Genomic DNA, 12,938 nt, shown 5'->3' with positions numbered 1-12,938 from the left:
TGCTTGCGATCCGTCATGCGTGGTCGGCGCGTGGAGTGCAGCCACCGAAAGTTCCCACCCGACCCCCAGGGCCGAACCCCGTCCTCACCGTTGCTCGCCCTTCGACCACTGGTCGAAGTCTCTGCCCCGCATAAGGAAACGCCCATGCACACCGCACCTCTGCCGTCCCTTGCTCGTCTCCTGACCACGTGCACCGCCACCCTGATCGTCGTTGCCCTGGGCGCCGCCTCCCCCGCCGCCGCAGCCGACGCGGTCTCGTACGACTTCGAATCCCCCTCCCAGAAGCTGCCGTTCATGGCGATCAACGGCTTCGGCCGCGTTCTGGTCGGGCCCGCGCCCGGAGGGAGATCGGGTCAGGCCGCGCGTGTCAACCTCCCCAACGACGGGCGCTCGTTCAAGTCCGAGCTGGTCATCAAGGGTCTTGACGCGGGCAGCCACCGTTTCGGCTTCGGCAACTACCTTCCCGGTGATTGGCAGGAGCGGGACCTCGACACCATCGTCGCCCAGTGGTTCAGCACGCAGGGAGACGGCGAGGGCATCAAGCCCGTCGTCGCGCTGTCGGTACACGGAGGGAACTGGCAGCTGAAGGTCCACTGGATGAGCGGCGGCGAGATCCAGGAGTCCGTCATCCCGCTCGGCGCGGCACGGCCGGGCCACTGGAACCGATGGACCTTCGACATCACGTGGTCCTCTGCGGGCACACCCGGTTCGATCACCGTCACCCGAGACGGGGTCACCGTCGGCTCGCACCAAGGCGCCAACAACTACCACCGCGGCGAACCGCCACACTTCAGGATCGGCGCCTACCGACCCAACTGGCGGCCGGAGAAGGGACCGGAGAAGCGGGTAGGAGCAGCCGAGGCGGTGCTCTACATCGACGACATCTCCATCACCAGCACGGCCCCCGGATCCCGAGCGAACCCGAGCCCGACCGCCCCCACCGCCCCCGGTACCGCCGCCCCCTCGGGCGCCCCGACCCCGTCGTCCAGCCCCACCCCCACCGGCTCGGCATCCCCATCCGCCTCCACGCAGGCCGGTGCCGCACCCACGGGAAGTACGTCCACGTCCACCGACGGCGCCGCTGCCGGAGCGACCGGGCAGAATGCGAACGCCGACGGGATCCCGCTCCCGAGCACCGGCGTGACCGGTGTGATCGCCACCAGCGTGGTCAGCGTCGCGGCACTGGCCGCCGGCGCCTACCTCCTCCGGCGGCGCCACACCGCGCGCTCGTCACGCCGCCGGTCCCGCCCGTAGCGGTCGGCAGCGCGACCGGGCGGCCCGTCCGCCGCACGCCGGGTCGTGAGCGTGGGGCGGACGCGAGGTGCCGGGGTCTTGGGGTTCTGGGGTGCAGGGGATCAGGGGTGCATGGTGAGTGCGGTGTCGTCGATCAGGAAGTAGGTCGGAGTGGCCAGATCCTCCGTGGCGCTGAACTTCAGGGTGACGTACTGGCCGGCGACGAAGCCGAGGTCGATCGTCGCCTGCACGTAGTCGGCACTCGCGTTCAGGTTCGAGTACGCCGCCAGAGGCACGCCGTTGGCCTGGACGTTCAGCTTGTCGTACGGGACGGTCTGGCTCTCCTCGTGGGTGACCACGCGTAACCAGAAGGTGGCGGTGGCTTTGCAGCCGTAAGGAACGTAGACGGCCTGTGTGATGGTTTCCGTGGTCGTGCTTCCGTTGCCGCCGAGCAGGACCTTCCACGAGCCGGTTCTCGAGGGCAGCCAGGAGTTGTCATTGGTGATCAGGGACGGGTCGTTGTTGGTGTTCCATGCCTTCGCCCCCGATTCGAAGCCCGGGTTGTCGAGCAGTTGTGTGGTGGTGCAGTTGCCGGGGGTGTAGACGAGCCAGGTGAACGAGACCGTGTCGAGGGCTTGGGCGGAATCCTCGACGGTGAGGGTGGTGGCCGTGTTGCCGTCCGCCGTGGGGGTACCGGTGATCTTGCCCGTCGAGGAGTCGAGGGTCAGGCCGGCCGGCAGGGCGGTGGCCTTGTAGGTGAGCGTTGCCTCGGGGTGGCTGGTGACGGCTTGGATCTGGAGGTCGACGGGCGCGGTGGTCGTGGACACCTGATTGCCGGGGTTGGTCAGGGTGACGCCCTGGATCATGCGCGGTCCGACGTTGACGGCGGCCCAGGCGTTGCCGACGTTGTTGTAGACGACTCCGTTCTTCCCGTACAGATCTGCGGCTGCCTCAAGGGTCGCGGTGCGTGCGGCGGCGTAGTCGGTGCTCGACGTCATGTACGTCGTCAGCGCTCTGAACCAGATCTTCGCGGCGGCTTCGCGACCGATCGGGTTGACGGGCTTGTCGTCGTGGGTCGGCGAGTCGTAGTGCACGCCGTTGACGAGCTTGGCCCCACTCCCTTCGGAGGCCAGGTAGAACCAGTGGTTGGCCGGTCCCGAGGAGTAATGGACGTCGAGTTGGTTGATGTTCGGGTACCAGTGGTCGGCCGAGTCGCCGTCCTTGGAGGGCTTGTCCATGTAGCGCAGCGGGGTGCCGTCGCCGTTGAGGTTGATCTTCTCGCCCTCGAAGTAGTCGCCGGGGTCGGAAGGGTTGTCCGCCCAGAACTCGACCGCGGCACCGAAGATGTCGGAGGTGGCTTCGTTGAGTCCGCCGGACTCCCCGCCGTAGCGCAGGCCTGCGGTGGCGGAGGTGATCCCGTGGGACATCTCGTGCGCGGCCACGTCGATCGAGGTGAGAGGGTTGCTGTTGTAGGCGCCGTCGCCGTAGGTCATGCAGAAGCAGTAGTCCCACCAGAAGGCGTTGGAGTACGCGTTCCCGTAATGCACCCGGTTGTAGGCGGCGACGCCGTCGTTGCGGATGCCGTTGCGGCCGTGGATGTCGTTGAAGTAGTCCCAGGTCAACTGGGCGCCGTAGTGGGCGTCCACCGCGGCTGACTGGTTGTCGCCCGGGCTGCCGTCGCTCCAGTCGTCGTCGGCGTCGGTGAACAGCGTGCCGGGCTCCTCGTCCGCGGCGGCGTGCCCCAGGTCGGTTGTTCTGTTGCCTCCACGGGTGTCGTCCTTGAGGAGGTGGTTCCCGGCGGAGCCCGAGGTGCCGAGCGCGACCTGCCCGTTGTACTGGCCGTGGCCGATGCCGTTCATGACTGCCTGGTACTCGAAGATCTTGTCGCCGGTGTTCGCGTCGGTGATGATGTGCAGCTCGGAGGGTGTCCCCTCCCGCTGGTGGCCGCCGACGACGGTCTCCCAGGCCAGGGCCGGCTGACCCGAGGCCGCCCAGATGACCGCGCGGGGAGACGTGGCTTCCGCGGATGTGATGCCGCCCGCCTTGGCCTGACGCTCGGCGACGGACCGTGCGGAGCCAGCCGGCTTTCGGGCCGTGACGGACGGGACCGAGATCGTGCTGGTACTCGCCCTGGTCACGCCCTTGACACCTCCCGCCGGATTCGTATGGACCACCAAGTCCCCTCCGAGTACGGGCAGTCCGGCGTAGGTGCGGTCGTAGCGGGTGTGCAGGGTGCCGTCGGCGTCCTTGGAGACGGACTTGGGTACGAGCGCCTCACGGCCGCCCAGCCCCAACTCTTTCGCGGTGTTCTGCCAGTCGGCGGCATCGGCCAAGAGCGCGGCACTCTGAGCTGCGGTCAGCCGAACGTTCATGGCGCCCGCACGCGCTGCGACGGTGGCGGGCTGCGCGGCGGAGGGGGCGGTGGCGCCTCGGGCGGTGGTGGCGGTGGTGGTGGTGGTGGCGGTGGCGGTGGCGGTGGCGGGCAACCCGACCGCGATCAGTGCGGCGCTTGACATCAGCGCGCCCGTCGCGGCCGCTTGACGGAAAGTACGTCTCAACGTGACTCCTGATGCGCAGGGGCCGGCAGTCGTCGGCCTGAGCGGTCCAGGCGGACCGGGAATGATCCGTCCGGGCGGAGGAGTGGTGCGCGGTGGCACGGAACTCCGGCACGGGCAGAAGCGATGACGTCGGCAACCGCTCGCCCACGACGGCCAAGTCTGGCATGTTCACGTAAACATCATGTTGCCGACCAACAGATCGGCCTGAACCGAACGTTCCGATGTCGACGTACCTGCGCGGGTCGAGAGGTTCTGTCCGGAACGGCCGCCGAAGAATGTCGTCCACCTTCGGCACAGCCGTGCGCACCGGCCCGGGTCCGCGATCGGAGGCCTCTCGCCAAGCACCAGGCCGCTTCGTCAAGCACCAGGCCGCACTCAAGAGCATCAGCGGGAAGGGACGTCAGGAACATCCGTTCCTGTTTACCCCGAGCTGCCCCTTCAGCCGCTCCCCGCGACACCCTGATGAACGGTGATCGTGGTCCAGGCGCCCACGTGGACCTGGTCGCCGTCGCCGAGGAGGATCGGGACGTACGGCTGGATCGGTTCCTCACCGCCGTTGACGGTGGTGCCGTTGGTGGAGTTCTGGTCCACCACCGTCCAACTCCCGTCCGGCTGTTGGACGAGCACCGCGTGCTGGTGGGAGACGCCCGGGTCCTCGGGGGGCACCGAGAGGTCGATGTCCGGGGACTCGCCCGAGGAGGCGCGCCGCCGGCCGATGGTGATCTGACCGCCGGAGAGCGCGAGATGCTGCTCGGGCGAGTACGCGGGCATGTTCAACCCGGCCGCCTCGGGGCCGCTGCGCTGCATCATCGCCATGAAGTACGAGCGGTCGGGGCCGATCGTCGCGCTCCACGCGCCGCCCAGGGACGGGGCCTGGCCCTGGGATCCGTAGTACTGCTGCTGGTGATGCTGCGGAGGCTCCGTCTGATCGTGCGACTGCACTTGGGACTCCGGGTACTGCGGGTAGTGCGGGTACTGCTGGAACTGCGGGTGCTGGTACTGCCGGTCCTCCGACTGCTGTGGCGGGGGCTGCTGGTGCTCGTAGTGCGGCTGCGGGTGGTGCGGTTGCTCGTACTCCTGCTGGAAGGACTGCTGGTAGTACGCCTGCTGTTCGTACGCGGGAGGCGGCAGCAGCCAGTCGTCCTCGCGCCGGAGCGGCTCACCGGCCGCAGGAGGGTGGCCGTAGCCGTGAGCAGGCGCCGCGGGGGCGCTCGTGGCGGCAGCCATGCGGTGGCCGCAGACCTCGCACCAGTCCTCGGAGGCGGACTGGTGCCCGTAGGGGCAGGTCGGCATGGCCACGCTTCCTCCTTCTCCCTGCGTCATCGCGGCGCGCCTCGCGGGTCGGGTTCCGACCACGAGGGGCACGCCGGCCGTACGGGAACTCCGTGCGCCGGGGTGTCACGGTGTGGCGCCGCCACCGCGCCCGGATTCGGCGACGCGTACGTCGGAACCTCACACTCGCCGGGGTCGGCCAACGTCAGGTAGAGGCGTCCGTGTGGGGGGTCGAACCCGCCACCCGGTACGCCACACACACCGGCGGCGTCTACCGTCCCGTGACCCGGGCCGCGCTCAACGCCCACGGAGACCCCTCCCTGGCCACACCCCCTCCGGCCGGGACCACACCAACCAGGCGGCGACGGCTGCGGGAGTGAGAGTGGGACATGAACCATCCTCGTGGTGGTGGAAACGCATCGCCCCACGTCTCGACGGCGGTGCGAAGGGCAGGTACGGGCACGGAAGGGCGACATGGAGGTGACCCATCAGTGGGAAGCGACCAGCTGTCCAGACTACCCGTCAACTCGACCATATTTCAACAGGTACAAACGAATACCCCCAAGGGGCTTGTGGCTTGACAGGTAGCCATCCCCTCGCGGCCGAGGCTGGACGGTGCACACCGGAGCGAGGCACGCGGCGCGCGGCGCGCCAACTTTCCTGCTGACGGGGCGTGTTGCCGCCCGGCCCGCACGGGCTCTCCTGGCGTCCCGCGTCGGCCGGTCCGTGCCGACGCGCCCGCGGGCGATCAGGGAGGAGAGGACAGGAAAGGAGGGCGGTGCGTGCCACTGCACGCGTGCCGCCCTCCGCGCCGCCGATTCCGGCTACTTCCTGATGCTGAACCCCTGGTCGGCCCCGTACGTGGCACTTGCCTTCCGCCAGGCGTCCAACCCCTGGGCGAGAGTCGTCGACGAGACGTACGCCTTGCCGACGTTGTCGTTGAAGATGGAGTTCGCGTACACCTGGAAGGGCAGGTACGACCAGCCCGTGCCGACGTTTCGGGCCGCGTCCGCCAGAACCTGATTGGCCTGCTGACCACCGAAGTAGGGGAAGGAGGTCTCCAGGAAGGCCTTCGACTCCAGGTCGGCCCGGGTGGCGGGGAAGGCGCCTTCGGAGACCCGGGACGTGGCGCCGGCCCCCGTGGTCGCGTACTCGATGAAGGCGTAGGCCAGCGCCTTGTTCTTGGATGCCTTGGGCACGGCGAGAGAGCTGCCGCCGTTCTCTGCACCCGCCTTGGCGCCCCGAGTCCACTGCGGAAGGGGTGCCACGCGCCAGTCCCCCGAGGCGGCGGGAGCGCCCGAGGCGAAGTTGGCGGGCATCCAGGCGCCTATGGACAGCGTCGCGATACTGCCGTCGGACAGGCCCTTGTACCACTCGTCGCTCCAGGAGCTGACCGGTGCGAGCAGCCGCTCGTCGAGCAGCTTCTGCCAGGTGCGCGCGTACTGCGCGGTGCCGGCGTCGTTGAAGTCGATGCCGATCTCGGTGCCTTCCACCTTGTAGGGACGCCCCCCTGCCTGCCAGATCAGGCTGGTCGTGGCGCCGGCGTCCCCGGTGTCGTTCGTGATGTGGAGCTTCGGATCCGCCTTGTGCAGGGCGCGCGCCGCCTCGACGTACTCGTCCCACGTGGTCGGGACGGCGACGCCGTGCCGGTCGAAGACCTTCTTGTTGTAGAACAGCGCCATGGGGCCCGAGTCCATGGGGAGGGCGTAGACCCCCTTGTCGTACCGCACCGCGTTCCAGGGCCCGGTGGTGAAGGTCTGGTCGTGGGAGGACGCGCCGTAGGGAGCGAGGTCCTCCAGGGCCTTGCCGATGGCGAACTGGCCGACGGCGTAGTACTCGACCTGGGCCACGTCGGGGGCTCCCGAGCCGGCGGCGACGGCGTTCTGCAGCGCCGTGTACTGCTTGTCGCCCGTGCCGGCGTTGACGAGTTCGACGTCCACCTTCGGATACTTCTTCTCGAAGTCGGCGGCCACCTTCTTCAGCGTGGGCTCCCACGCCCACACCGTCACCTTGCCTCCGGCTTCGAGTGCGGACGCCACGTCCTTGACGGCGCTCCCGGACGCCGGGTCCGAGGACCCGCAGGCGGTGGCACCGAGGGCCAAGGCGCACGTCGCGGCGACGGCGGCGAAGGTCCGGCGGCGGCTGTTCGTTCTCATCGGTGGTGCTCCTGATTCGCTGTGCGGATGAGGGGGGTCGGTGCGGGCGTCGGGGCCGGACGCGTCACTCCTTGACGCTGCCCGCGGTCAGGCCCGACTGCCAGTGGCGCTGGAGCAGGAGGAAGATCACGACGATCGGCACGATGGTGAGCAGGGATCCGGTGATGATGAGGTCGAAGACGGGCTCGCCGCCCGCGGTCCGGCCCTGGGCGCTCCACGCGTTGAGCCCCAGGGTGAGGGGGTACCAGTCCGGATCCTTGATCATGATCAGCGGCAGGAAGTAGTTGTTCCAGGTCGCGACCATGGAGAAGAGAAGCACCGTCACGGTGCCCGGCATCAGCAGGGGCAGGGCGATCGTGAAGAAGATGCGCAGCTCGCCGGCCCCGTCGATGCGGGCGGCTTCGAGTAGTTCGTAAGGCACCGCGTCGGTGGCGAACACCCACATCAGGTACAGCCCGAACGGCGAGACGAGCGAGGGGATGATCACCGCCCAGGGGGTGTTGGCCAATCCCATGCCGCTGAACATGAGGAACGTGGGCACGGCGAGTGCCGTGCCGGGGACGGCCACGGCGCCGATGACGACCGCGAACACGGCTCGGCGGCCGGGGAACTCGTACACGGCCAGCGCGTATCCGCCGAGTACGGCGAGCAGTGTCGCGCCGCCCGCTCCGGTGGCGACGTACAGCAGGGTGTTCAGCGTCCAGCGGACGAAGGCACCGTCGTCGTAGGTCAGCGTGCGGGAGATGTTGTCCCAGAGCCGGAAGTCCCTGCCGAACCACAGCCCGAAGGAGTCGAAGAGGTCCTGCTGGTCCTTGGTGGCGTTGATGACCAGCCATGCGAGGGGAACGAGGGTGTAGACGAGGACCAGTCCGGTCACCAGGGTCAACGGGACGCTCGGTCTGGGGTTGAGCGGCGTGTGGGGGTGCTTTGTGCGACGGGGCCGTCCCCTCGGGGGCCGGGCGGCCGGGGTTCGTCCGGGTTCGGCCGCGGCGTCCGACACCGCGCGGGGACGGACGGCGGGTTCCACCGTGTCCGAGAGTGCGTCGGCCGGGTTCGTGATCATGTACTCAGCCCTTCCGCATGCCGCGGAGCTGGACCGCGTAGGCGATGATCGCGGTGAGGACGCCCATCACGATGGCGACGGTCGCCGCGTAGTTGTGTTGCTGTCCGGAGAAGGCCAGCGAGTAGGTGTAGAGGTTCGGGGTATAGCTGGTCGTGATCGCGTTGGGGGCGAGGTTCTGCATGATGCTGGGCTCGTTGAACAGTTGGAAGCTGCCGATGATCGAGAAGATCGTCGCGATGACCACCGCGCCTCGGATGGCGGGCAACTTGATCGCGGTGACGATGCGCCACTCTCCGGCGCCGTCGATCGCGGCCGCTTCGTAGAGGGATCGCGGGACAACCTTCAGGGCCGAGTAGAAGATCAAGGTGTTGTATCCGATGAACTCCCAGGTCACGACGTTGCCTATGGAGGCGAGTATCAGCGAGGGGGAGAGTGGATCCGGAAGGGAAAGGCCCAATGCCTCGTTGAAGTTGCCCACCAGGCCGAATCTGGGCCCGTAGATGAATCCCCACATCAGTCCGGCCACCACGGCCGGGACGGCGTAGGGCAGGAAGACCGCCATGCGGAAGAAGGCCGTCCCGTACAACCGGCCGCTGTCGATGGCGAGTGCGACCAGCAACGCGATCCCCAGCATGATCGGCACTTGGACGAGGAGGAACAGCCCGACCCGGGCGGATCCCTCCCAGAACCGCGGATCGGTCAGCGCCTGGACGTAGTTGTCCGCCCCGACGAAGGCGGTGCCCCCGATGAGCCGGTCACGCATCAGGCTGAGGTAGAAGGCGTAACCGATGGGGGCCAGGAAGACGAGCACGAACACCGCTGCGAACGGTCCGGCGAACCCCCAGCCGACCAGTGCGTTCCTGAGTGCGTGTGAGGTACGGGGTCGAGAACGGGAGGGAGAGACTGCTTTCGCCGCTGACGGCAGGAGCGTCATGGTGGGTCCTTGTGTCGGTGACCGACAGGTCTGCAAGCGGAGGAAGGAGACGGCCTCCGGGCCGGAAATGGCCGCATGGGGGCAGGGCCTGATGAGAAATGTTTACGTAATCATCGGTAGCGAGATGGTGACACCCTCCGCCGAGGAGCGTCAAGCACCGCAGGAGCGGAGGAGGCCTGAAACCGGCACGGGTTTCGCGTTGGCGACCTGGCCATCCGCACGTCTGAGTGACGATTCGTGTCCGAACGCTTGACAGGCCCGGGACCGACTCCCAGACTCACAGCCAGTCGCCCAATGTTTACGTAAACATAACAAGGGCGGCACACCGGCTTCACAGGCCCGCGATCGACACTTCCCCTCGCGGGACCCAGCGCGCACCCGCAGCGTCTCCCCCACCCGCCGGCCGGCGAAAGGCACCCATGCGACGTCAACGCCCGCACCTGACAGCCCTGTTCACCCTCCTCGCAGCACTGCTCGCGAGCTTCCTCGGCGGCCTCGGCACCGCCGCGGCCTCACCCGCCCCCGTCACCATCACCAACGCGACACAGTTCACCGATCCCGCCGGCAGCCCGGTACACGCCCACGGTGGAGGGGTCGTCAAGGTGGACGAGTACTACTACTGGTTCGGCGAGAACCGCAATGCCGACAACAGCTTCCGGTATGTGTCCGCGTACCGCTCCACCGACCTCAAGACGTGGGAGTTCCGCCGCCACGTCCTGACCCGGGCGTCGGATCCGGAGCTGGCGTCGGCCAACATCGAGCGCCCCAAGGTCGTGTACAACCGGACCACCGGACAGTTCGTCATGTGGATGCACAAGGAGGGCAGCGCCACCGACTACAGCGAGGCCCGAGCCGCGGTGGCCGTCTCCTCCACGGTCGACGGTGACTACTCCTGGCGCGGAAGCTTCCGACCGCTGGGATACATGTCCCGGGACATCACCACCTTCGTCGACACCGACGGCACCGGTTACATGATCTCCGCCGCCAACGAGAACGCGGACCTTCACGTCTACCGGCTCACCGCGGACTACACCGCGGTCGAGACCCGGGTGCAGAAGCTGTGGGCGGGCCAGTGGCGCGAGGCGCCGGCGCTGTTCAAGCGGGACGGCGTCTACTTCCTGGTGACGTCCGGTGCCACCGGCTGGTCCCCCAACCAGCAGAAGTACGGCACCGCGGACAGCATCACCGGCACGTGGAGCGGGCTGCGGGACCTGGGCGACGGCAGGACCTACGGTTCCCAGACGGCCTACGTGCTGCCCGTCGAGGGCGTGTCCGGTGTCACCGGGTACCTGTACATGGGCGACCGCTGGGGCAACGCGACGGGCGGCACGGTCAATGACTCCCGGTACGTCTGGCTGCCGTTGAAGTTCCCGACCAGGACCACCCTGACCATGGACTACTACCCGCAGATCATCGTCGCGGCGGAGGCCGGCACCGTCAGGGGCACCGGCGACTGGGACACGTTGACCGCCGCACACAGCGGCAAGTGCGCCGACGCCGCCGACTGGTCGGTGGAGGAAGGCGCCGCCCTGGTCCAGTGGACCTGCACGGCCGGAAGCGTCAACCAGGAGGTGTGGTTCCAGGGCGCGGGGGCCGGAACGGTCCGGATCATGCTGCGGCACAGCGGCAAGTGCCTCGCGGTCCAGGGGGCGTCCGCCGAGGACGGCGCGGCCGTCGTACAGACCACGTGCGGCGACGCGCCCGGCCAGCGGTGGAAGGCGGCTCAGGCCGGCCCGAGCGGCATGCGGCTCGTCGCCCAGCACAGCGGCAAGTGTCTCGACGTCACCAACCAGGCCCGGACGGACGGCGCGCCTCTCGTCCAGTGGACGTGCAACGGCGGCGACAACCAGAAGTGGCGCCGCTCGGCCGTCTGACCCGCCCGCTCCCGCTCCGACATCACCGGCACGGCCGTGTCCCGCCCCGGCGCGGGACACGGCCGCACGCGTCCGTCGGGGCGGTCAGTCCTCGACGGGGCCCAGGTCGGGTGTCTCGCGAAAGGAGACCGTCCGGGCCTGGCAGGGGGCGTGGAGTTCGAGTACGACGACCTCGTTGACTCCCGTGCGCAGTACCGGGCCGGGGACGTACAGCGACCGCTGGGGGCCCCGGGACCAGTAGCGGCCGAGGGCGAAGCCGTTGATCCAGGCGTTGCCCTTCGTCCAGCCGTCGAGGTACAGGAAGGTGTCGGCCGGCCGGTCCGTTTCGAAGGTGCCGCGGTGGAAGGCCGGGCCGGTCGGTGTGTCCGGAGCGGTACCGAACGGGAGGTCCTCCAACGTGCCGAGCGGCAGCGGTCGGCTGGTCCACCCGTCGAGCGGAGACCCGTTCAGCAGCACGCGGCCGAGCAGCCCCTTGCGGTCGTGGATGCCCGGGCCGTAGTTCACCCGTCCCTGGTTCTCCACGAGGATGGTCAGGACGCCGCCCGGGCGCGGCACCGAGAAGGTGAGGGCGTGCTCGTGGGACTCCCTCGACAACACCCCCACGGGCTGGCCGTCGAGGAAGACTTGAGCCCGGTCGCGCACCTGCTCCAGGACGAGCAGTGCGGGGCCGGCGTCCGGCAGTTCCGTCTCGTACAGCACGAAGCCGTGGTCCTGTCCGAGTTCCTCCATCGTCAGGGGCCGGCTCGACGCGACCGCGTCCCCGAGTACGGGCGCACCGTCCAGCAGACCGATGCTCTCGGTCAGCGCCACCTCCTCCCGGCGGAACTTCGCCGCGCGAGCGGGAGGGGGTTCCGCCGGAACGGGGGCGTACTTGGCGATGACCTTGCGGAAGGCGGCGAACTTCTCGGTCGGGTCGCCGGCCTCGTCAAGGGGGGCGTCGTAGTCGTAGGACGTGACGGTGGGTCGGTAGGTGTGCTTGTCGTTGGCGCCGTTCGTGAAGCCGAAGTTCGTGCCGCCGTGGAACATGTAGAAATTGACGGAGGCCCCGGTCGCGAGCAGCTCGTCCAATTCCTGGGAAGCCTGCTCCGCGTCACGGACGACGTGGTTGCCGCCCCACCGGTCGAACCAGCCGATCCAGAACTCCGTGCAGAGCAGCGGGCCGGACGGCCGGGCGGTGCGCAGGGTGGCGAGGTGCTGCGCCGACCGGCTGCCGAAGTTGGCGGTGGCGAGCACACCCGGCAGGGCGCCGCGCTCGAGGTCGGCGGGCTGGTCGCAGGTGAAGAGCGGCACGTCGACACCGCGTTGGCGCAGGGAGTCGGCGAGGTGCTCCAGGTAGGCGGTGTCGTCGCCGTAGGCCCCGTACTCGTTCTCCACCTGCACCGCGAGGACCGGGCCGCCCCGGGTGGCGAGCCGACTCCGCAGCGGGGGCAGGAGCCGGCCGAAGTAGTCGTCGACCGCGGCGAGGAACCGGGGGTCGCGGCTGCGCAGCCGGATGTCCGGATCGGCCAGGAGCCATGAGGGCAGGCCTCCGCCCTCCCACTCGGCGCAGATGTACGGGCCGGGACGCAGGAGTACGTACAGTCCCTCGGCGGAGGCGAGATCGAGGAAGGCCGGCAGGTCGAGGCCGCCCTCCATGCGGAACTCGTCGGGGCGCGGCTGGTGGAGGTTCCACGGCACGTAGGTCTCCACCGTGTTGAGCCCCATGAGACGGGCCTTGCGCAGCCGGTCGCGCCAGTGGTCGGGATGGACGCGGAAGTAGTGGAGGCCGCCGGAGAGGATGCGGAAGGGCTCTTCGTCGAGCCGGAATCCGTCGTCGTCGATCTGGAGAAGAGGCATGCGCGTGCTCCT

General features: G+C 68.8%; 8 protein-coding genes. 2 read left to right on the top strand and 6 right to left on the bottom strand.

What is annotated here, in order from left to right:
• Positions 1–144: 144 nt before the first annotated feature.
• On the top strand, positions 145–1,254 hold the full coding sequence (locus tag ACQEVM_RS36465) for a heparin lyase I family protein (RefSeq protein ID WP_433086642.1): 1,110 nt from the start codon (positions 145–147) through the stop codon (positions 1,252–1,254).
• 101 nt (positions 1,255–1,355) lie between these two features.
• Here the strand turns inward: ACQEVM_RS36465 and ACQEVM_RS36460 are convergent, their stop codons facing one another.
• The 5 genes from ACQEVM_RS36460 to ACQEVM_RS36440 form a co-directional block, all read right to left on the bottom strand.
• Positions 1,356–3,749 carry a M4 family metallopeptidase gene (locus ACQEVM_RS36460; RefSeq protein ID WP_433086640.1) on the bottom strand — a complete coding sequence of 798 codons (2,394 nt, stop codon included), beginning with the start codon at positions 3,747–3,749 and terminating at the stop codon, positions 1,356–1,358.
• 480 nt (positions 3,750–4,229) lie between these two features.
• Positions 4,230–5,084 carry an FHA domain-containing protein gene (locus tag ACQEVM_RS36455; protein WP_433086978.1) on the bottom strand — a complete coding sequence of 285 codons (855 nt, stop codon included), beginning with the start codon at positions 5,082–5,084 and terminating at the stop codon, positions 4,230–4,232.
• A gap of 803 nt (positions 5,085–5,887) precedes the next feature.
• A complete protein-coding gene (locus tag ACQEVM_RS36450) occupies positions 5,888–7,219 on the bottom strand; it encodes an ABC transporter substrate-binding protein (protein WP_433086638.1) in 1,332 nt (443 codons plus the stop codon).
• 64 nt (positions 7,220–7,283) lie between these two features.
• Positions 7,284–8,282, bottom strand: coding sequence for a carbohydrate ABC transporter permease (locus tag ACQEVM_RS36445; protein ID WP_433086636.1), 999 nt, complete (start codon positions 8,280–8,282; stop codon positions 7,284–7,286).
• A 4-nt stretch (positions 8,283–8,286) separates the two neighbouring features.
• The gene (locus ACQEVM_RS36440; protein ID WP_433086634.1) at positions 8,287–9,216 is read right to left on the bottom strand and encodes a carbohydrate ABC transporter permease; all 930 of its coding nucleotides are present in this window, start codon (positions 9,214–9,216) and stop codon (positions 8,287–8,289) included.
• Positions 9,217–9,635: 419 nt separating this feature from the next.
• On the opposite strand from ACQEVM_RS36440, the gene ACQEVM_RS36435 reads away from it, so the two are divergent.
• Positions 9,636–11,090, top strand: coding sequence for an RICIN domain-containing protein (locus ACQEVM_RS36435; protein WP_433086632.1), 1,455 nt, complete (start codon positions 9,636–9,638; stop codon positions 11,088–11,090).
• Between the two features lie 84 nt (positions 11,091–11,174).
• On the opposite strand, the gene ACQEVM_RS36430 is transcribed toward ACQEVM_RS36435, so the two are convergent.
• Positions 11,175–12,926 carry a glycoside hydrolase family 35 protein gene (locus tag ACQEVM_RS36430; protein WP_433086630.1) on the bottom strand — a complete coding sequence of 584 codons (1,752 nt, stop codon included), beginning with the start codon at positions 12,924–12,926 and terminating at the stop codon, positions 11,175–11,177.
• Between the last annotated feature and the right edge of the window lie 12 nt (positions 12,927–12,938).

This window comes from Streptomyces sp. CA-243310, assembly GCF_050936775.1.
Lineage (GTDB): Bacteria > Actinomycetota > Actinomycetes > Streptomycetales > Streptomycetaceae > Streptomyces.
Note: the sequence above shows the minus strand (reverse complement) of the source record. Positions and strands in the feature narration are given on the sequence as shown.